Genomic DNA, 20,514 nt, shown 5'->3' on the forward strand with positions numbered 1-20,514 from the left:
TTGAGATAAAAAAATAGGAATCTATTTAGTTATGTTATATAATGATGAAATTAAGAACAAAAAGTAAACCATTACAAATGAAAAATGATCATTTTACCGCTTCTTTAGGGCTCAAAGCATGGGTAAACAGGTTGGAAAAGGAGATAAAAGAATGGAACCAGCAGCGGCGAGTATGCTATTGATACTGGGACTATTTAGTGCAGTGGGAACACTTGCTGTGTTATTAGTTCGAAGTAATAAAAAATTGCAGAAATCGAATGAGGAGACGAGAAGCAGCAAGGATAGCCGAGGTAAAACAGATCAAGAAAAACTGATCAAAAAGCAGGAGAAAATGCTTTTTCGAAATAAGATTCTGGTTAATGTATTGAGTAAAAATTTCAGAAATGAAAAAAAGCAACTGGATTACGTTTTACACGAAGCCCTGAAACTGACGGAAAGTAAGGTTGGTTATATCTGCTTTTATAATGAAAAAAAACAGGAATTCACTCTAAAGACCTGGTCAAAAGGAATGATTCAAGAGGTGGAAGTGCCAAAGCTAATCTATCGATTAGAAGAAGCGGGGGTATGGGGTGAAGCGGTTCGTCAGAGAAAACCCATTATTTTAAACATCGCGGTTGTTGAGCCATCAGCCGGACAGGAATTTCCTGGGGGTCAGAAAATTGCCGGTAATTTTATCGCCATTCCCATTTTTATTGATGAAAAAATCAAAGCCACCGTTGGCTTCGCAGGTAAAGAAGACCGCTATGATGATAATGATGTGGATGAAATGACGGTGCTGATGAACGGTGTATTGACCAATCTGGAAAGACGGATTATGCAAAAAAAACTGTTTGAAGAACGCAGCAAATACTTTCAGACCCTGATCTCGATTGGGGATGGCGTAATGGTGGTCGATCCCGCCGGTAAGATAGAAATGCTCAATCAGGTGGCTCAGCAGCTGACCGGTTGGGCCGATGAAGAAGCCCGGGGAAAACACTATACCGAGGTTTTTGTTTTGTCCCATGAAGACCACCGCCAGGAGATTATTGACCCTATTTTTACGGCAATGAAAACCGATCAGACCCAGGAGTTGAGAAACCATGCGGTGCTAACGGCAAAAGACGGCTCGGTCTTTCATCTGGAAGATAGTGCGGCGCCAATCAAGAACGAAAAGGGCGAAACCGTTGGCATTGTTTTAGTATTTCGTGATGTTTCGGAGAAAAATGAGCAGCGCAAAGAAATTGAATATTTAAGCTTTCATGATGCCCTGACCGGACTTTATAACCGCCGCTTTCTGGAAGAAGAGTTATTGAGGCTGGATATTGAAAAAAACCTGCCGATTTCGATTATTATGGGCGATGTGAACGGCTTAAAATTGACCAATGATATTTTTGGTCACGCCCATGGCGATGTATTTCTTAAAAAAATTGCCGAAGTGATGCGCAGGGTCTGTCGGGCGGATGATATTATCGCCCGGTGGGGTGGGGATGAATTTGTTATCCTACTGCCTAAAACCACCGTTGAGCAGGCAAAACAGATTAAAAAGCGGATTAAAACCGAGTTTGCCCGAGATGGGGTACAGGTTATCAAAGGAAATATTTCCCTGGGCTGTGATGTTAAAACATCAGTGGATCAGAGTATCATGGAGTGTCTGGATTCCGCCGAAGAAAAAATGTATGCCGCTAAGATTTTAGAACGGGATGACTTTAAAAGTTCAACCCTGGATTCGATCATTACAACCCTGCAAAGTGACTGCCCCCAGGAAGAAGAACATGCCCAGCGGGTCAGTCAATGGTGTCATGATTTGGGTGTGACCATGGAACTTCCTCATGTAAAAATCAGACGGATGAAATTGGCCGGTTATTTCCATGATATCGGCAAGATTGTTTTACATAAAGATTTATTGGAGGAAAATAGTGAGCGCACCGCGGAAGAAATATCTGAAATCAAGAAGCACCCGATTATGGGGTATCGGATTCTTAATGCCTTTGATGATACCATGTCCCTGGCCGATGCGGTACTCCACCATCACGAAAGATGGGACGGCAGTGGCTATCCTAAAGGGCTAAAAGGCGAAGAAATCCCTTTTTTGGCAAGAGTGGTTGCGGTTGCCAATTATTATGATCGGTTGCTCTCTGCAAAAGAAGGGGAAGCCCTGGAGAAGAATCAACATCCACTGATCCATCTGGAAAAAATCGAGGGGCGTTTTGATCCGGAAATCAAACGGGAATTTATCAATATGATTAAAAATATTCCCAGTTAGTATAGCCCAGTTATTCTGTTTTAGTCATTTCAGTTAAAAGAGTAAAAAGCCATCGGAGTTAAAACCCGGATGGCTTTTTAAACGCTCTTTTTTAGGGGCAGATCGTTTAGAGGATGACAGTAAACCGAACCCAGGAACCAACCTCGCTGCTTACCCGAATCGTTCCCTGATGTTCGTCAACAATCGATTTAGCAATGGCCAGTCCCAGCCCATAGCCCCCGGTAGCCTTGGAACGGGACGCATCGTAGCGGTAGAAACGCTGAAAAATTTTATCCTGCTGATCTTCGGGAATACCGGCACCGGTATTGAACACTTCAAGATGAATCGTATCACCAACTCGCTTGAGGATGAGTTCAACAAGTCCGTCATCGTCGGCATTTTTAATGGCATTGTCAATTAGGATGGCAACGACCTGTTTGATTTTATTCGCATCACCAAGATAGGAAATACCGTCTGTAATCTTAAGGGTGTAGTTTTTGTGTTCCTCAAAAGCGATGCTTTCAAAGGTTAAGGCAATGCTTTCCACGGCGTTGCTTAAATCAAAAGGTGAATAAACACCGATGGGTTTGCTGGAGTCCAGCCGGGCCAGGGTGAGAAGACTATTCACCAGGGTATTCATCCGGATTGACTCGGATTGAATGTGAGAAAGATACTTGTTTGCGCCAATGTCCCCTTCCAGTACATCGGCATTGACACTGATGACTGAGAGCGGGGTTTTTAGTTCATGACTGGCATCGGAAATAAAGCGCTTCTGTTTTTCAAAGGCTTCTTCCACCGGCTTAACCATCAGGTTGGCCAGAAAAAGCGAAACAAAGAAAAGCACAAACAGGGTAATACTGCCAATGATCAGCGAGGTGGTTAGAAGCCGATCAGCCAAGGCATTAGAAATCCGCTGATCGACAAAGACCAGCAGTTGGCCATAGGGTTTTTCAACAATCAGATACCGATAACCGCTCAGGGTGCCGGAAGCTTTGTTCTTATTAAGCATCTGATTTGCCAGCTCCAGGACTTCTGCGGATTCCAGACTGGTATTGGTGCTGCCGTTGACAGAAAAGAGGTTAGTAGCCGGGTTAACCTTAACCGAAAAGGTTTTTTCCCGTTCAAATACATCCGGGGGAGGATGATCTGATGATCCGGACACCATCGGGGTCTCACGAGGAGCCATCCCATCATTTTCGGCCAGGGCTGATAACAGGGCCATGCTTTGACGTTCACTGGACTGGTAGTTGAAATAATTGATGGAGCCAATAATTAATAAAAAAACCAGGGACAGAATAATCATAATGGTGGCGACAAAGCGAATTTTTAGTTTTTTGATCATCTTGGTTTACACTCACTTCGTCATTTCCAGAAAATAACCGATACCCCGGTTAACCTTGATCTGCACCTGAGATCCCACAAAACTGATTTTTTTTCGCAGAAACGAAATATAGACTTCGACATTGTTATATTCAGCTTCGTTGTCAAAACCCCAAACCTTTTCGATGAGCTGTTCCTTGGAAACGATCTGACGGGAGTTGATCATCAGGGTTTCCAACAGCAAAAACTCCTTTAAACCAAGCTTTACTGAAGCACTACCACAAATAATCTCCCGGGTCTTCTGCCGCAAGGTTAAGTCGCCCCAGTGAGGATCGTCGATGATCACTTCACCTTTTCGTCGGGTAACAGCCCGAATCCGGGCCAGCAGTTCACCAGTTTGAAAGGGTTTGGTCAGATAGTCATCGGCGCCCCAATCCAACCCGGCAATTTTATCCTCCAGTTCGGTTTTGGCGGTCAGCATTAAAACCGGAGTTTTGATTTTAGCCTGCCGCAGTTCCTTTAGAATCGTCATGCCGTCTTTCCGGGGCAGCATAATATCCAGAATAATCAGATCGTAGATACCCGTCAGGGCATAATCCAGACCGCTTTCACCGTCCATGCGAATATCCACACAATAGTTTTCTTTTGTAAAAATAGCTTTCAGGGCTTCCACCAGTCCCCATTCATCTTCTACCAGTAATAGTCGCATTCTTAACAACACCTCTTCCACTCTTAACAATTATAGCATTATTTATTGAATCAAGCTTGAACTTCAGCTTAAAAGATTCTGGGTTCAATCTTTATTCAAGCTAACAAAACTATGATATGCAATGTTAAGAACGTGTTAAATCAAAACAAGGAGGTGCCCCATGCAATTCAGGCATGAACACAAACATGACATCAATTATTTAGACTATCTGATTCTGCGCAGCAAATTAAAAGCAGTGATGCAGCCGGATTTAAACACCAATGAAGATGGCAAATACCAGATCCGCAGTCTGTATTTTGATAATTACCGCGATGTTGCCCTACAGGACAAGATCAGCGGGATCAATCGCCGGGAGAAATTCAGGATTCGCTGTTACAACAAGGATTTTAACTTTATCAACTTGGAAAAGAAAAGCAAGATCAATGGTCTTTGTTTAAAGATCAAAGCTACGATCACAAAGCATCAGGCCGCCGCCATCCTGGACCACGACACCGATTGGATGGCTAAAAGTGAGGAGCCCCTGGTGGTGGAGTTTTACTCCAAAATGAAATCGGGACAGCTTAAGCCCAAGACCATTGTCGATTATAATCGGGAGGCTTTTGTTTACAGGCCGGGAAACGTTCGGATCACCATTGACCGGGATATTCGCACCGGTTTGTTCAGTACTGATTTGTTCAACCCCGATCTACCCACCGTCGCCACCGGGGATCAGCAGATTCTGCTGGAGGTGAAGTACGACCAGTTTATCCCGGAGGTCATTGCCAATATCATTCAACTGGATGGCCGCCGGCAAACGGCTTTTTCTAAATATGCGGCCAGCCGGATTTATAGCTGATAAATTATTAAACTAAGAGGGAGTAACTAAATGACATTTAATGATATTTTCAAATCTAATTTTCTGGAAAACGTCACATCGGTATCGATGATCGACATTGCCATGGCGATGATTCTGGCCTTTGGCATCGGAGTGTTTGTTTATCTTGTGCATAAAAAGACCTATAAAGGGGTCATGTACTCATCCGGTTTTGGGGTAACTCTGATCGCCCTATGTATGATCACCACCTTTGTGATGCTGGCCATTACCAGTAATGTGGTGCTGTCATTGGGGATGGTTGGGGCGCTTTCGATCGTCCGATTCCGAACCGCCGTTAAAGAACCCCTGGATATTGCCTTTGTTTTCTGGTCCATTGCCGCCGGGATTGTGTTGTCAGCCGGAATGATTCCCCTGGCTATTCTTGGTTCGGTGCTGATTGGGCTTATCTTGCTGGTGTTTGTCAATCGCAAACCCAATGAGCTGCCTTATATTGTGGTGGTTAACTGTAGTGATCGGAACGCCGAAGAAGCGGTGAAAAAATTCATTGCCGACAGCGTTACCAAGAGCATTATCAAAAATAAAACGGTGTCCAAAGAAGGCGTTGAACTGAATATTGAAGTGCGGCTGAAAAATGACAACACCGATTTTATCAACGACGTGGTTGAGATGGATCATGTCAACCATGCCGTGCTGGTCAGTTATAACGGCGAATTTATGAATTAAGTGAGGTGACGGCATTGGCAGATCACAAGAATATTGAACGGATTTGCATAATCATTGGCATCATCACCCTGATCATCGGTATTGTTTTCTCATATTTTGGTGAAAGCGTGGGGATTACCGCCGGGAGTAGTGTTGATCTGAGCTATGAGACAGAATTATTTGATGACAGCGAGGTTCATACCATTGATGTAGTAATAAGCGAAACAGACTGGAACAATCTCCAAGAAAATGCAACCGATGAAGTCGATCAGATCTGTGATGTCACCATTGATGGCGAAACCCTGAGCAATGTGGCCATCCGACCAAAAGGTAATTCATCTTTGTCTAGTGTGGCGGCCAGCGATTCGGAGCGTTACAGTTTTAAAATTGATTTTGACAAATATAACGATAGCCTGAGTTATCACGGACTGGATAAGCTGAACCTGAACAATATTATCTCAGACAACACCTATTTAAAGGATTATCTCTGCTTTGACATGATGGAATATATGGGCGTGGATGCACCCCTGACCAGTTTTGTGAAAGTATCCATAAATGGTGAATACTTTGGACTCTATCTGGCGGTGGAAGGGGTGGAAGAAGCTTTTGCCCAGCGAAACTACGGGTCGGACGATAGTAATATTTATAAACCCGACAGTATGCAAGTTGGCGGTGGAGAAATGGGTGGTGGCGAGAGGCCGGACATGACCAATATGCCGGAAATGCCCCAGGGAACAGATGGGGACCGGGAAATGGTGGATATGAGCCAGATGCCAGACATGACCGAGATGCCAGATATGACTCAGATGGGGAACATGGGTGGGTTCTCAGGGGATGATGTGGCTTTGATTTATTCAGATGATGACTTGTCCAGTTATGAAAATATCTGGGCAGGGGCTGTCTTTGATGTTACCACCAGTGACAAAAAGCGTCTGATTGAAGCCATCAAACAGCTTAATGCCAGCGAAAACTTAGAAGCAGTGGTGGATGTGGAAGCGGTGCTTAAGTACTTTGTGGTCCATAATTTTGTCGACAATTTTGACAGCTATACCGGCAGTATGAAGCACAATTATTACCTCCGGGAAGTGGATGGCCAGCTATCGGTGATCCCCTGGGATTATAATCTGGCTTTTAGTAACTTCATGGGTGGAATGGGTGGCGGCAACATGACGGCAACAGCGGTCAGTACCGATGAAGCCACAGCCTTGGTGAATTATCCCATCGATACCCCGGTATCCGGCACCACTATGGAAGAGCGGCCGCTGCTTAATCAACTGCTCTCGAATGAAGAATACCTGGAGCAATATCACCAATATTTTGCAGAATTTATCTCCGGTTACTTTGACAGCGGGCAATGTAGTGAGACCATCGATGCCGCCGTGGCTCTGATCTCCGAATATGTAAAAGAAGACCCTACGGCTTTTTGTACCTACCAAGAGTATCAGGAAGGGGTTTCAGTACTAGAACAGTTTTGTGATCTTCGGGCCCAGAGTATTAGCGGTCAGTTGGATGGCAGTATTCCTGCAACCACCGGCGGCCAGACTGTCCAGCCGGCTACTCTAATCGATGCCAGCAGTCTGGATGTTTCTGCAATGGGTAGCAGTATGGGCGGCGGGATGGCCAGGGGTATCTCAGTACCGACCGATCAAAGTGTAGAATCAACAGCAAGTGCCGATGTAACAAGTCAGACACCAACGGAGACCAATTGGCAGTCGGCCAAAGGTCAACCCCCAAACCAATCCGACGGTGATGTGGAAATGGAAAAACCGGCCAACCAACCAGGAGCGGACACGGAATCAACAACTGTTGCCGGGGATCAGACCGGGGCGGGACAAACCACCCCAGCCAATGCGGACGGCCAGCAAAATAATCGCTTTAATCCCAATGGTGCGACAACAACAAATGATAATCTGTGGACCCTGATACTGCTAGGCGGCTCTTGTCTGCTGTTGGTTTTGGGCATTCTGGCGACAAAACTTTACAAACGATAAGCAGATACGGGTTAGAAAACTGACAGATTAACAAACACTAAAAAGCGGCGGTTACCATTGGGAAAGCGCCGCTTTTTAAGAACTTTAACCGGTGATTTATATCAATTGGCGAAAAAAATGGAGGTGCAAAGAAATGATTGACTTTTATCTCGGTCTGCCGTATAATCAGTAAGCATGAAAAATTTGAATCGTTTTTTGTTCTACCTGAGGAGAGATGTCTGAGTGGTCGAAGGAGCACGCCTGGAAAGCGTGTGTACGTGTAAGCGTACCGAGGGTTCGAATCCCTCTCTCTCCGCCACCAAAATTAATTAAGAAATCGCATGATACAGCCTTTTATAGGTTGTTTTTTTATGCCTGAAAACTGCTTTGACCCCTAAGTTGACCCCTTAGAGATTTTTAATGAAGGAATCCATACGTTCAGAACTGGCTTTTCTCATGGCATCTGTGACATGTGCATAGGTGTCCATTGTAAAGGCTGCGGAGTGGTGACCGAGGTTCTCTTGGACGGTTTTAATATCATCACCGGCCTGTAGAGATATGACCGCAAATGTATGACGCATATCATGAAACCGCAGATCAGGTAGCCCCATCATGACCACAATTTTTTTATAATTTTTTGACAGTGTTTCATGTTTGATATGAGTTCCCAGCGGATTAGTAAATATAAAGTTCTCTGGATTTTCCCACGCTGAACCAGCTCTTAGCCTGTTTTCGGCCTGTTTTATCTTTTCAGCTTTCAAGATATCCATCACAAAATTTGCCGGTTTTATGAGCCGTGTCTTTCCATTTTTAAGGGTAGCCCACTGATAACCGCCTTTTAATTTCTGATATTGCCGATATACAAATATAGTACCGGCATCAAAGTCCACACAATCCCAGGTTAACCCAATGGCTTCTGATTGACGTAACCCAGTGAACAGATCCATTGTATATATTTTTTCAAACTGGTGCCCTTTTATGGCTTCCAGAAAGACCGGGATAATGTCTTTGTCCATGGGCGTTATTTGGGTCTTGACTACCTTGGGTAATTTGCAGGCTTCGGTGGGGTTCGTCTTGATATAGCCTAAATCAACAGCCTGTTTTAAACCTTTGTGTAGAACGCCGTGAATATTCTTGATCGTTTTGGCTGAATATTTATCATTAAGACCATTATAAAATTTCTGGATGTGATGCGGTGCTAATTTGCACAATTTGACTTTACCCAGGGCAGGAATGATGTGATTATTAATTTGGGTGTTATATGATTTTAGTGTAAGTGGTTTCAGATTTAGAATATAATCTTTGATCCAGATTTCAAGCCAGTCTTTAACGGTCAATTTGGACGGTTCTTTGTATTCACCATTATCAATAGACACCGTGATGGCGTTAAGCTGCTTTCTGACTTCCTGTTGTGTGGAACCGTAAATTGATTTACGGTCAGGCTTTCCAGTGCCTGGATCATGCCCGGCTACATAGCGTGCTTCCCATCTTCCATCAGGCCGTTGGCGAATGGTGCCGGAGCCGTGAGCGTTACGTGTTTCCTTTTTCTTTGCCATTGAGAATAGTTCCTTTCTTAAAACTAATTCTAAAGTGCATGGTATGTACATCCGGTTTCTAAAGTCGGTAATACCGACATTCGAATAGTCTCGCCGTTACTCAAACGTTACCATCAGTTACCGTTTGTTACCATGGTGTTACCAGTAGTTACACATTTTGGGTGTCAATTATCTTGACACCCTATTTTTTATACTCTGGAATCTTTGTCAATAATTCTACACTCTCAACAGCCTTTTCTTGGCCTTGCTCGTTTAGTTGGTCGAAACAATAGAGCAAGTGTTTTTTTCTTGAGATCCAAACCCAATTCTCATTACCACTTTTCATGAATATCATATCCGATGATTTAAAACCATGTGAACTAAGAACATTATAAATAGCACTAATTTCAGAATCAGTTGGTTTTACTTTGTTTTCTTCAATTTCTATATATCGTTCAAGCTCCATTCCGGTAGCCTTTGAAAAATATTCTTGTGTTAAGTTAAACTGCTCTCTAACAGCCCATAATATTCCTTCTTCGTCAAACAATACGCTTTTATCAGCACCAAACATATAGGTAGTGGCAATATCACCCACGATATCACGCAACCCTATCTTTAACCCATCGGCTATTTTATTGAGTGTATCTAGAGTTGGGGAGCGTTCACCAGATTCATAGCGTTGGAGAGAAGCCAAGCCTATACCGATTTCTTTTGCAAATTTTTCTTGTGTCATATTTTTACTTTTTCGTATTTTAATCAAATTTTCGCCAAATGTCATATTCGTTCCTCCTCGTTTTATATAATTATAAACTAAAAACATCCAAATGGAAATATAATATTATAATTATCTTGACAAGCATCCGAACGGATGTTAATATTGATTTATAAATACATCCAATCGGAGGTGATAACGTGAAAGCAAACAAATACAAACTTGAAATTGCAATGGCAAATAGATGTCTAAATACTGGTGATTTAGTAAATCTAACAAAGATGCCACGCCCTACAGTTAATAATGTCATTACTGGCAGAAGTGTAAGGCCTGCAACAATTGGGAAAATTGCAAGAGCATTGGAAATCCCGGTAGAAGATCTAATAGAAAAGGAGGTCTAAGCATGGACGTCTTAACAGGGAATGAAATGCTGGATATTCTGGCAGATCTGGTTGTAGACAGTTCCTATTGTCAGAATCAGGAGAATGAACTGCTTAATTTCATTGAGGATATCAGAGAAGCTTTACCGCTTATTTTCGGCAAAATTTAGATTTCCGGAAGAACCGGACTTGTTGGAGCAGAATATCAAAAATGAAAGGGTGTGAAGATATGGAGAAACTTACATATACAGTCCCAGAAATAGCGAAATTAATAGGAATTTCAACCCCGAAGGCATATGAATTAGTTTGTTTGGCTGGATTCCCAGCAATTAGAATTGGCAGACGTATTGTGATACCAAAAGAAGAGTTTAAAGCATGGTTGGGAGCGGAAGCGAGGGGTGAACATGGACAACAGTAAAGATGAATTATATGTTGAGTTACGGGATGATTTCTTTGATGATGAAACGATTATTGCCCTTGAATCATTGCCAAATGGTTACCTTTATATAAATATTCTTATGCAAATGTATTTGATCAGCCTAAGAAGTGAAGGGAAAATAAAAAATAATGCGGTTAACCTTTCATATATGACCGAAGAATCTAATGAAAATGTTGAGACTGCTATCAAGATATTTATTGATTTCGGCATAATCAAAATCATGGGCGATGGCGTAATTGATATGATGCCTGATGACGGTAAACTTAAGGAGTTAGTATGGCTAAAAACAAAAGATACTATTGGTTAAAGCTGAAAGAAAGTTTTTTCAGAGAAAAAGAAATAAAGAAGATGCGTAGGCTAGAAAATGGTGGAGATTATATAGTTATCTATCTAAAGTTAATATTGCTGAGTATTAATAGTGATGGATGTCTGATATTTACAGGTAACGAAGAAAGTATGTTTGAACAACTGGCATTAGAAATTGATGAAGATGAAGAATTGATCAAAGAAACCATTGATTTTTGCATTAAAAATAGTCTTCTTGAAATTGATGGTGATGAGTATTTATTACCCAGAATAGCAGAGTTTATTGGCAGCGAAACTGACAAAGCTGAACTTATGCGCCGTAAGCGTGCAAAAGATAAAGTAAATGGAACTAGTAACAATGTTACCAGCGAGTTACCACCTGTTACTAACGGTTACTATGGCGTTACCAGTGAGTTACCGCCTGTTACGAATTGTTACACAGAGATAGAGAAAAAGAAAGATTTAGAAGAAGAGAGAGATCTAAATATAGACTTAGAAAAAAGACTAAAAGAAAAAAGAGAAGAATATAAGAGAAATAATAAGACTAAGACTGAAGACTTAGAACCAATCAGCCAGTCAATCCCTCCATTATCAACAGTTGATAATAACTCTATTTCTTTAAGTGCTGAAGAAGTTCAATATTTCATTGATTGCTGGAGTAATCTCAATGTATCAGATCCAATTAGAAAGCTTAATGAAAAACAGACCGAGAAGCTGACAGAAAACGTAAAACTTTATGGTGATGGTCAGGAGCCTATGGAGACGATCGGTTATCTAATTGACAGCATTACAGACAGTTCCTATCTGATGGGAGATACTGAACACAGGTTTCAACTTTTAATTGATTGGGTTCTTAAACCGGAAAACTGGAAAAAGATTATTGATCGTGATTATAAGAATTGGGAAGATCCTGAAATCTAAGAGAGGATAAATTATGAAAAAATATGGTTTTATGTTTGAAGATCCGGAATGTGGTTTTGATGTACCAATGATAATTTACATTTATGCTGATAACTTTAAAGAAGCTTGCAGAAAAGTCTATGATCAGGTTAAAAAGGCCGATCAGGAAGGGAAATAACCAATGAGAACGCAATACACCGAATTGAAACTGATTGAAGAAGCTATTCACATGGCAGAAAATACCCTGTTGAGTATTGAAAACCCCAGTGATGCCGTTTTATCGGCGCTTGACTATCTGGGTGATGTTCTATGTGGGTTAAGCAGTGAAAAGCTGTTAGGGGCGAATATGGCACCCCAGAATGATGGTTCCTATACTGATTTGGTATGGGCAGAGAAGCACATAAAAAAAACCGCCCTCAAATTGCAGTTTGAAGACGGCACACAACTAAACCTTTAAGAATATTATAGCACTAATGAATTAATTTTGTCCAGTGCGGTAATGAAAAACAATGTATTAAAAGGTCAAATCCATTTGACAAAAATAGCAGTTGTCTAATAGGCGCATCATGCATATTAGAGACAATTATAGAGAAAAGGAGCGTGAAGAACATTAGCATTTTTAACCGATTCAAAAAACCAGTACCCAACCCACAGACGATGGAACGGGCAGAACTAATCAGCGGAAATAACAGCTTTTCCCCCTGGTCAGGTGATGCCTATTCACTGGACATTTACCGGGGTGGCGTGGATGCCATCGCCCGGAATTGCGGAAAATTAAAGGGAAGCCATGTGATCAGTTACGCCGATCATAAAAAGGTCGAAGGTGATTGCAGAATTAATCAGCTGCTACAGGTTTCGCCCAACCCGTATATGACCGCCTATGATTTCCTGTATAAGATGGTCACCCACTATTATCTTTACAATAACGCTTTTGCTTATTTACAGAAAGATGATCGGGGCCAGTTATTGGGGGTTTATCCCATGGGGGCAAACCATGTGGATTTTATGACCGATCCGACCGGGGAAATGTATTGCAAATTCTTGTTCAATAACGGAAAAGATGTGATTTTACCCTATGCGGATATTATCCACTTGAGACGAAATTTTAATCAAAATGATTTGCTGGGAGATCCGAACACCGCCATCATGGACACGCTGGAGCTTGCCCACGCTCAAAGTGAAGGGATGGTTACCAGTATTCAATCATCAGCCAATATCCGGGGAATTATGAAGCACACCGGGATTTTATCAGATGAAAAACTAAAAGAAAGCAGAAAGACCTTCATGGAGAACTATCTTCAAATGAGCAATAACGGCGGTGTGGTCATGGTTGACGATAAAATTGAGTATACCCCGATTAATCAGGCACCCGTGAATATTGACACCGATCAGATTCAAGCCATTAAAACCAAGGTCTATAACTATCTGGGCATATCAGAGAGCATTGTTAATAGTTCATACAATGAAGATCAGTTTTCGGCATTTTATGAATCAACACTGGAGCCGATCGCCTTACAATTAAGCCTTGAATTTACCCGGAAAGTATTTAATGACCGGGAACAGACCTTTGGTAACAGTATTTGCTTTGAATCCGGGCGGTTGATCTTTTCCAGCAACGCCACCAAAGTCAATATGATTAAAGAATTAGTGCCGTTGGGGTTGCTGTCGATTAACCAGGCATTGGAAATCCTAAACCTACCCAGTATTCCGGATGGTGACAAACGGCTTCAAACATTGAACATGGTGGATGCCGACAAGGCCAATCAATATCAATTAAACGAAAAGGAGAGTATAAAACCATGAAAGAAACCAGAATAAGCAATATAACAGCAGAGACAAGAGCGACCTCAACCCCGGCAGGGGTTGACAATAGCCTTCTCATAGTTGGGATGCCGATTGTATTTGATCAGCCGACCACAATAAACGATCCGGCAGGATCTTACACCGAAATTATCCGCAGGGGTGCGCTTGATGATTGTGATTTGTCCGATACACGACTTTTATATAATCACGATTTAAGCAAGATCCCTTTAGCCAAAACACCAAAAACGATGCAATTTAAGTTGGACCCGGTAGGGTTGATGATGATCGCAACGTTACCCGACACCGAGGAAGCCCGATCCGTTCATACGGCAGTTAAACGGGGCGATCTTTCAGGAATGAGTTTTGCCTTTAAAGTCCCGGCAGGGGGTGACCGGTACGACCCAGCGACCAATACACGGGAAATATTAAAGATTGAAAAAGTTTATGAAGTGTCAATTTTGCCATTTCCAGCCTATCCACAAACATCTGTGGAAGCCAGGGCAGCTATTCAGGCAACCGGCACCGATCAGGTCAAAGAAGCCATTACAATTATGGCCAATAAAATTTTATTTAAGGGAGAAAAATAAACATGAAATTTAATACAGCAGCAGAAAGCTTTAATCATTATCGGAACTCCAGTATTCAGGAAATCGAAACCAGAGCAGCACAGATAAAAAAGACCATTGAAACAGATTCCACCGCCGACGTAACCGCATTAAATATTGAAATCACGGGGCTTAACCAGGCAAAGGAAAACATCATCGAGAACCAGAAAAAAACCGAAACAGAGATCCGGGGTCAATTTAACCCAATTACGGGAGGATCATTTGAAACCCGGGCCAGTGAAGCAGCCTTAACCGGGGATGTGTTCGCAAGTCCAGAGTATCGATCAGCGTTCTTTAAAACATTATTGGGCCAGAACCTAACGGCCTTTGAGACCGCAGCATTTAATCGGGCGCAGACCATTGTGGACACGGAAAAACGAGCCGATGCCTTTAATACTGTCACCAATGCGGTTGCCGTTCTGCCTACCCAAACATTAAATGAGGTGATCAGCAAGGCCCGAACCATGGGCGGTTTATTGCCACAGTGTCGATCATTCAATATTCCAACAAAGATCAGTGTACCAGTGGGAACCCCTACCAGTAAAGCAGCGTGGCACGTTGAAGGGGCAGCCGTTGAGACTGAAAAAGAAACCATTGCAACAGTGGCCTTTAATGGGTATGAAATCCTCAAAATATTCTCAATCAGTGTAGCTGCCAAGAAAATGAGTATCAGTGCGTTTGAATCCTATATCACCGACGAATTAACCGCCTGTGTGATGGAAACCATCGCAGACTCGATTGTCAACGGTGCAGGCACCACCGAGGGAACCGGGATTGAATCAATTGCCTGGGTAAAAGATGCCAATGCGATTGAATATACAAAAGGGACTATTCCAACCTATACGAATTTTGTTTCTACCATGGGCAAATTGAAACGTGGTTACAGTGCCGGGGCAAAATGGGCTTGCAACAACGCAACCTTATATACCCATATTTACAACATCGTAGATGATAACAAACGGCCTATCTTTATTGCAGATCCGAAACAGGAAAGCATTGGTTACATTCTGGGTCGTGAAGTGGTTATTGATGATAATATCGCCGATGGTGACATTTATCTGGGAAATTGGGCTTACATGGGTTACAACATCCCCGAAGGGATTGTTATTGAAGTCTCCAGAGAATCCAGCTTTAAATCAGGATTGATTGATTATCGGGCCATTGCAGTTGCGGACACTAAGCCAATTGTTACCGAAGCATTCGTTAAACTATACGAAGCAGCCCTTTAAGATATGACGGTTACAGAAGCAAGAGATTATCTCAGGCTTGATGGTACAGACAATGACGGGGTGATTACCCCGTTGTTGTCAGCCATCCCGGATTATATTGAAACCACAACCGGCATGAGTGCAGCCCAACAGGCCACCGAACCATTAGCCGATACAGTCAGTAAATTTTTATTGGCGCTGTGGTATAACGCAGAAGGGACGGAAACTGAGAAGCTGGAGCGGACTATTAACAGTTTGCTTAAAGTATTGACAGCCATGGCGGTTGCACCAACAGAATAGGAGATACAAAAGGGGTTTCCAGATTGGAAGCCCCAACAATTAAGGCGGTGATTTAGATAGCAAAAATTTATGCAAAAGACTTTTATAATTCGGTGAGATGGCGACGGACTTCAAAGGCATACGCAGCAAGCAAGCATTTTATATGTGAACGATGCGGACAGCCGGGGCGCATAGTCCACCATAAACAGTACATATCACCGAAGAACATTCATGATCCTATGATCACATTGAACTGGGAAAACCTTGAGTATCTATGTCAGGATTGCCACACCCGTGAACATTTAGCTGGATCTGGATGCAAGGAAGGATTGTGTTTTAACAGCGAGGGGGAACTTATCAAAAATGAATAGCGTTGAACCAATCAGAGAAAAAAACGATATTGTCAATTTTGTTGAGTATCTGAAAGAACGCAACGAGCGTGATTTCATCCTTGCAATGACCGGGTTTTATTCCGGCTATCGAATATCCGATTTGTTAAGCCTGAAGGTAAAAGATTTTCGGGATAGAGATTATTTTTATTTCAGGGAACAGAAAACAAATAAACAGACAAAAATACTAATTAATCCAGAATTGAAGAAAGCAGCGAACGAATATATTTATTGCAACTATCTGAGAGACAATGAATATATGTTTAAGAGTCAGAAGGGTTACAATCAACCAATAACCAGGCAACGGGCTTATGTGATATTGTCTTCAGCAGCTAAGGCAATCGGATTGCAGGGTAGCTTCGGTACTCATAGTTTAAGAAAGACGATGGGTTATCATTATTACAAACAAACAAAGGACGTGGTCACTTTGAAGATGATATTTAATCATTCTTCAATCGATGTGACGTTGTTATATATCGGTGTGACGCAGGACATTATTAATAAACAACTCAAAGATTTTAAACTATTTTAATAATGTTACACAATGAACAACTGAAACAAAAGCAGTTTAAAAATGAATCTTACGAATGGCTTTAAAAAGCGGTTTGATTCGTTGATAAATTTACAGATTATTAAACGATATGGTCAAAAAATCGTTAAAAATTATAATAAGGATACAGAATGAAAAAAGATAACATTTGTTTTTTATATGTGGCAAAAAAATAAGTAATAAACAGGCTTTGAAGGTATTTTAAGAAACATTACACAATTATAGATATGTAACTTTTAAAATGGAAAGAAAAAAATGGTTGATGATTTTTAAAAACGTGATGAGATCCCCCCGGGTTTGAAGTTGAAAAAAGCCATTTAGGAACCGTAGGATGGCCTTTAGAAAACCCCTAAAGTGAAATTTCAATTTTTGAGGGGGGTAAATATTGAATGAAGGGAGTAAAAATTTGAGAAAAAAAGAAAAAGATATTGAATGTGAAAATTATATTCTGGATTATTGGGATCAGATTAAATCCGGTGAAGTGATTGTGTCCAAACGGGTAGCAAAGCAATATAAAAAAATTGTGGATGCTCTTAAAAAGCCTAACGAGGGTTATCATTTTGATATTGAACTGGGAGCTAGGCCAATAATTTTCATAGAAATGTTTTGCAGACATAGCAAAGGCGAATGGGCAGGAAAGCCCGTCAAGTTGGAACTGTTTCAAAAAGCTTATATAATGACTCTGTTTGGTTTTGTGGACAATAAGACGGGTTATCGGCAATACCGGGAGTCATTGTTTATGGTAGCCCGTAAAAATGGGAAATCAACCATGGCCAGTGGGATAGCTTTATATATGATGATCGGAGATTTTGAACCCGGTGCAGAAATCTACAGTGTTGCCAGTAAAAAGGATCAGGCGAAAATTATTTTTGATGAAACACATAACATGGTGAAGCAATCTCCTAACTTAACAAAATACATCAGAAAGCGAAAAACAGATATTTATTTTGAACAAACATTATCAAAGTTTGAACCATTGGGGAAAAATTCCAACAGCCTGGACGGATTAAACAGCCATTTATGTATTATTGATGAACTTCACAGTATTAAAGACCGTAACATCTATGAGGTACTTAAACAGTCCATGAGTGCCAGACGGCAGCCGTTAATGTTGATGACAACAACGTCAGGTACGGTCAGAGAAAACATTTTTGATGATATCTATGAATATGCCTGTGGCGTTTGTGATGGCAGCTTTGAAGATGATACATTTTTGCCTATGATTTATGAGATGGACGAAAGGGACGAATACAAAGATAAAAAATTATGGACGAAAGCGAACCCTGGCTTAGGAACGATTAAGAAGATTGATGATCTTGAAAATAAAATCAATCGGTCAGAGAATAGCGCCAACGATTTAAGCGGGATCTTATGCAAGGATTTCAATATTAAAATGAACGCCTATAATGCATGGTTAAGCTGGGACGATATTGTCAATGAAAAAACTTTTGATCTGGAAAGGTTCAGGGGATCATACTTTATCGGCGGTGCTGATCTGGCCAGATGTGGGGATTTAACCTGTGCAACGGCTCTAATGATGGATCGGGAAACAGAAGAACGGTTTGTAACGCAAATGTACTGGTTGCCAGAGGATTCATTTAATAATCGTGTAGAAGCCGACAAAGTACCTTATGACAAGTGGCGTGAACGGGGATTATTGAGACTGTGCAGCGGAAACACCATTGATTATAAAGATATAACGGCGTGGTTTCTGGAATTAGTCCATATTCATGGCATTAATCCGGCATGGATTTATTATGATGCTTATTCAGCTACATACTGGAAAGATGAAATGATAATGGAAGGTTTTAACATGATCCCATGTAGACAGGGCGCAAGGACATTAAGCTTACCCATGGAAAAGCTGGGTGCGGATCTGGCAGCTAAAAAAATTAATTATAATAATCATCCAATCCTTAGATGGTGTCTGTCTAATACGGGTGTAATTGTGGATCGTAATGAAAACATTATTCCAGCAAAAGCCAGCAGTCCTAAAATGAAAATCGATGGTACCGCATCGTTGTTGGATGCTTATGTGGGATTATGTGACCACTATCAGGAATTTGTAGAAGCGGTGTGATAGAGAAGAAAAACAAACCCGATATCGCCATTTTAAGCCGTTTTTAAAAGGGCGATCATACACTAACACCCCTTAAAGAGTTTAAAACCGTGGGGCTTTTCCATGGGGAAGGAACGATTAATGAAAAAACGTTTAAAAGATAAAAAAATCCAGATACTAAAAGCGGTATATACAAAAAATGAAATTGGTGAAATGTTTCCATCATCGCTTGAAGCCATTCACCCAGGGAGCCTGTGGGCATATGTTCGGCAGTTATCAGCCAGTGAGTTTTATAAAGCAGCAGCCGTTCAAACCGGTGAAGAAATGTTATTTGTAATCAACTGGAGAGATGATATTGATCCCACAACCCATGTAATCAAATATAAAGGCCGGTACTACAATATCAAGCGGGTTGATACTTACGAGGGTTATAAACAGGATGTGCAGATTTATGCAGATTCATGGTCAATTGGACACCCGGTCATATAGGAGCCAGCTATGGAGGGATTGCGATGTTAAGAATTATTGAAACAACAGGCCAGCCAACTTACCGGCTTGTTTATCTGGATGGCATGATCCGAATGGCCAAAAGCTTATTAGCTGAAACATCGGTCAGCGGTTTAAAACCAATCATGAATTTTTATGCGGTGAAGTATTTCAAGGCCATTGAGGTTGAGGGCATCACCCAGGAAGAATTAGAGCAGCTTCAGTCATTCAGGGGTATATTGACCGATGCCATGATAGGGACGATAAAACAGGCAGACCTGATAAGAGTATACCCACCAGCGTTAAAAGTCTTGCAATAGGCTGATTTATTAAAATTGAAAGGATGATAAAATTATGGAAAATGGTAGTTTAAAAGCTTTATGGGATTATGCAAGGGAAAAACCGATTCAGGAAACAAGTGAATTTAATCAGGCGCATGGGAAATATATGTATCTGGTTAGTCAGATCGAAAATCACGATGAACAGTTAATGTTAAAAATTGAAGAAGCATCACTCGAACTTTCAAACATTGAAGGTTACCAGGCGTTTGTTTTGGGATTCAATGCAGCTGTTGAGCTTTTAATGGGGCGTGTGAAATGAACGATCGGGTTAGCTCTAAGAAATTATATGATGTAACGGTGCTATATTTTTATAAATCAAAATCGATCAGCATTAACCTTGAGGTAGACGCAGAATCAAAGGCTGATGCTGGAAGGATTGCGGTTGATCAATTTTTGGAAATTCCGGGGCCAGAAGGGTTTAGATTAGCTGGTACAATTGTCCATTAAAAGAAAGGCCACCTTGTAGGTGGTCTTTTGCATGGTTATGGGAGCTGATGCACTAAATCAATGCATCAGGTCAAAATAAAGGGTTCGGCAAATACAGACACCCTATAAATTATGACCCCTAAGCTGATATTTTGACCCCTAAATTTACCCCTTAGAGAATTTTAAAAGGTGATTCCAGATAGTACGGGATTGTCTAAAAATGGCTATATAATGGGATTCTATGAGATTTGATTAATTACGGTTTTATGCCATTTTATAGCATCATAATAATTCGAATCCCTCTCTCCGCCATTTCAAAAATTAGTAAAAAAATCAATAAAAATGTTACGATGCAGCCGA

General features: G+C 41.4%; 26 protein-coding genes and 1 tRNA gene. 23 read left to right on the forward strand and 4 right to left on the reverse strand.

The window, feature by feature from the left end:
- The first annotated feature begins 151 nt into the window (after nt 1–151).
- Nucleotides 152–2,242: an HD domain-containing phosphohydrolase gene (locus tag ACIZ62_RS00590; protein ID WP_414151015.1), complete on the forward strand. Its 2,091-nt coding sequence runs from the start codon at nt 152–154 to the stop codon at nt 2,240–2,242.
- A gap of 106 nt (nt 2,243–2,348) precedes the next feature.
- On the opposite strand, the gene ACIZ62_RS00595 is transcribed toward ACIZ62_RS00590, so the two are convergent.
- Both ACIZ62_RS00595 and ACIZ62_RS00600 read right to left on the reverse strand, forming a co-directional pair.
- Nucleotides 2,349–3,563, reverse strand: coding sequence for a sensor histidine kinase (locus ACIZ62_RS00595; RefSeq protein WP_414151016.1), 1,215 nt, complete (start codon nt 3,561–3,563; stop codon nt 2,349–2,351).
- A gap of 12 nt (nt 3,564–3,575) precedes the next feature.
- Nucleotides 3,576–4,250 carry a response regulator transcription factor gene (locus ACIZ62_RS00600; RefSeq protein ID WP_111888449.1) on the reverse strand — a complete coding sequence of 225 codons (675 nt, stop codon included), beginning with the start codon at nt 4,248–4,250 and terminating at the stop codon, nt 3,576–3,578.
- A gap of 160 nt (nt 4,251–4,410) precedes the next feature.
- Between ACIZ62_RS00600 and ACIZ62_RS00605 the strand changes: the two genes are divergently transcribed.
- The 4 genes from ACIZ62_RS00605 (at nt 4,411) to ACIZ62_RS00620 (ending at nt 8,055) form a co-directional block, all read left to right on the forward strand.
- On the forward strand, nt 4,411–5,085 hold the full coding sequence (locus ACIZ62_RS00605; RefSeq protein WP_111888448.1) for a polyphosphate polymerase domain-containing protein: 675 nt from the start codon (nt 4,411–4,413) through the stop codon (nt 5,083–5,085).
- 30 nt (nt 5,086–5,115) lie between these two features.
- Complete coding sequence (locus ACIZ62_RS00610) at nt 5,116–5,787, forward strand: DUF4956 domain-containing protein (RefSeq protein WP_111888447.1); 672 nt, start codon at nt 5,116–5,118, stop codon at nt 5,785–5,787.
- A gap of 14 nt (nt 5,788–5,801) precedes the next feature.
- Complete coding sequence (locus ACIZ62_RS00615) at nt 5,802–7,757, forward strand: CotH kinase family protein (RefSeq protein ID WP_414151017.1); 1,956 nt, start codon at nt 5,802–5,804, stop codon at nt 7,755–7,757.
- A 208-nt stretch (nt 7,758–7,965) separates the two neighbouring features.
- A tRNA-Ser gene (locus tag ACIZ62_RS00620) sits at nt 7,966–8,055 on the forward strand.
- Nucleotides 8,056–8,143: 88 nt separating this feature from the next.
- On the opposite strand, the gene ACIZ62_RS00625 is transcribed toward ACIZ62_RS00620, so the two are convergent.
- Nucleotides 8,144–9,292 carry a tyrosine-type recombinase/integrase gene (locus ACIZ62_RS00625; RefSeq protein WP_414151018.1) on the reverse strand — a complete coding sequence of 383 codons (1,149 nt, stop codon included), beginning with the start codon at nt 9,290–9,292 and terminating at the stop codon, nt 8,144–8,146.
- Nucleotides 9,293–9,473: 181 nt separating this feature from the next.
- Complete coding sequence (locus ACIZ62_RS00630; protein WP_414151019.1) at nt 9,474–10,049, reverse strand: helix-turn-helix domain-containing protein; 576 nt, start codon at nt 10,047–10,049, stop codon at nt 9,474–9,476.
- 134 nt (nt 10,050–10,183) lie between these two features.
- Between ACIZ62_RS00630 and ACIZ62_RS00635 the strand changes: the two genes are divergently transcribed.
- The 18 genes from ACIZ62_RS00635 to ACIZ62_RS00720 all read left to right on the forward strand — a co-directional run bounded on the left by ACIZ62_RS00635 (nt 10,184) and on the right by ACIZ62_RS00720 (nt 20,175).
- Nucleotides 10,184–10,384, forward strand: a complete 201-nt coding sequence (locus ACIZ62_RS00635; RefSeq protein ID WP_414151020.1) for a helix-turn-helix domain-containing protein — start codon at nt 10,184–10,186, stop codon at nt 10,382–10,384.
- A gap of 2 nt (nt 10,385–10,386) precedes the next feature.
- The gene (locus tag ACIZ62_RS00640; protein ID WP_414151021.1) at nt 10,387–10,533 is read left to right on the forward strand and encodes a hypothetical protein; all 147 of its coding nucleotides are present in this window, start codon (nt 10,387–10,389) and stop codon (nt 10,531–10,533) included.
- Nucleotides 10,534–10,574: 41 nt separating this feature from the next.
- Nucleotides 10,575–10,781, forward strand: coding sequence for a helix-turn-helix domain-containing protein (locus tag ACIZ62_RS00645; protein WP_414151022.1), 207 nt, complete (start codon nt 10,575–10,577; stop codon nt 10,779–10,781).
- Nucleotides 10,768–11,109: a phage replisome organizer N-terminal domain-containing protein gene (locus ACIZ62_RS00650; RefSeq protein ID WP_414151023.1), complete on the forward strand. Its 342-nt coding sequence runs from the start codon at nt 10,768–10,770 to the stop codon at nt 11,107–11,109. The genes ACIZ62_RS00645 and ACIZ62_RS00650 overlap by 14 nt, the downstream gene beginning before the upstream one ends.
- The gene (locus ACIZ62_RS00655) at nt 11,079–12,029 is read left to right on the forward strand and encodes a phage replisome organizer N-terminal domain-containing protein (RefSeq protein ID WP_414151024.1); all 951 of its coding nucleotides are present in this window, start codon (nt 11,079–11,081) and stop codon (nt 12,027–12,029) included. Before ACIZ62_RS00650 ends, ACIZ62_RS00655 begins: the two co-directional genes overlap by 31 nt.
- Before the next feature lie 13 nt (nt 12,030–12,042).
- Entirely contained in the window at nt 12,043–12,186 is a 144-nt protein-coding gene (locus ACIZ62_RS00660) for a hypothetical protein (protein WP_414151025.1), read from the forward strand.
- A 3-nt stretch (nt 12,187–12,189) separates the two neighbouring features.
- On the forward strand, nt 12,190–12,465 hold the full coding sequence (locus ACIZ62_RS00665; RefSeq protein ID WP_414151026.1) for a hypothetical protein: 276 nt from the start codon (nt 12,190–12,192) through the stop codon (nt 12,463–12,465).
- Between the two features lie 143 nt (nt 12,466–12,608).
- Nucleotides 12,609–13,811, forward strand: a complete 1,203-nt coding sequence (locus tag ACIZ62_RS00670; protein ID WP_414151027.1) for a phage portal protein — start codon at nt 12,609–12,611, stop codon at nt 13,809–13,811.
- Nucleotides 13,808–14,398: an HK97 family phage prohead protease gene (locus ACIZ62_RS00675; protein ID WP_414151028.1), complete on the forward strand. Its 591-nt coding sequence runs from the start codon at nt 13,808–13,810 to the stop codon at nt 14,396–14,398. The genes ACIZ62_RS00670 and ACIZ62_RS00675 overlap by 4 nt, the downstream gene beginning before the upstream one ends.
- Before the next feature lie 2 nt (nt 14,399–14,400).
- The gene (locus ACIZ62_RS00680; RefSeq protein WP_414151029.1) at nt 14,401–15,645 is read left to right on the forward strand and encodes a phage major capsid protein; all 1,245 of its coding nucleotides are present in this window, start codon (nt 14,401–14,403) and stop codon (nt 15,643–15,645) included.
- Nucleotides 15,646–15,648: 3 nt separating this feature from the next.
- The gene (locus tag ACIZ62_RS00685) at nt 15,649–15,924 is read left to right on the forward strand and encodes a head-tail connector protein (RefSeq protein ID WP_414151030.1); all 276 of its coding nucleotides are present in this window, start codon (nt 15,649–15,651) and stop codon (nt 15,922–15,924) included.
- 92 nt (nt 15,925–16,016) lie between these two features.
- Complete coding sequence (locus tag ACIZ62_RS00690; RefSeq protein ID WP_414151031.1) at nt 16,017–16,274, forward strand: HNH endonuclease; 258 nt, start codon at nt 16,017–16,019, stop codon at nt 16,272–16,274.
- Nucleotides 16,267–16,824 carry a tyrosine-type recombinase/integrase gene (locus ACIZ62_RS00695; RefSeq protein ID WP_414151032.1) on the forward strand — a complete coding sequence of 186 codons (558 nt, stop codon included), beginning with the start codon at nt 16,267–16,269 and terminating at the stop codon, nt 16,822–16,824. Before ACIZ62_RS00690 ends, ACIZ62_RS00695 begins: the two co-directional genes overlap by 8 nt.
- 424 nt (nt 16,825–17,248) lie before the next feature.
- Entirely contained in the window at nt 17,249–18,922 is a 1,674-nt protein-coding gene (locus ACIZ62_RS00700; RefSeq protein ID WP_414151033.1) for a terminase large subunit, read from the forward strand.
- A gap of 120 nt (nt 18,923–19,042) precedes the next feature.
- Nucleotides 19,043–19,390 carry a phage head closure protein gene (locus ACIZ62_RS00705; RefSeq protein ID WP_414151034.1) on the forward strand — a complete coding sequence of 116 codons (348 nt, stop codon included), beginning with the start codon at nt 19,043–19,045 and terminating at the stop codon, nt 19,388–19,390.
- Nucleotides 19,391–19,413: 23 nt separating this feature from the next.
- The gene (locus ACIZ62_RS00710) at nt 19,414–19,707 is read left to right on the forward strand and encodes a hypothetical protein (RefSeq protein ID WP_414151035.1); all 294 of its coding nucleotides are present in this window, start codon (nt 19,414–19,416) and stop codon (nt 19,705–19,707) included.
- Between the two features lie 34 nt (nt 19,708–19,741).
- Nucleotides 19,742–19,987 carry a hypothetical protein gene (locus ACIZ62_RS00715; protein ID WP_414151036.1) on the forward strand — a complete coding sequence of 82 codons (246 nt, stop codon included), beginning with the start codon at nt 19,742–19,744 and terminating at the stop codon, nt 19,985–19,987.
- The gene (locus ACIZ62_RS00720; RefSeq protein ID WP_414151037.1) at nt 19,984–20,175 is read left to right on the forward strand and encodes a hypothetical protein; all 192 of its coding nucleotides are present in this window, start codon (nt 19,984–19,986) and stop codon (nt 20,173–20,175) included. Before ACIZ62_RS00715 ends, ACIZ62_RS00720 begins: the two co-directional genes overlap by 4 nt.
- Nucleotides 20,176–20,514 lie beyond the last annotated feature (339 nt).

This window comes from Acetobacterium carbinolicum, assembly GCF_047456275.1.
Lineage (GTDB): Bacteria > Bacillota > Clostridia > Eubacteriales > Eubacteriaceae > Acetobacterium > Acetobacterium carbinolicum.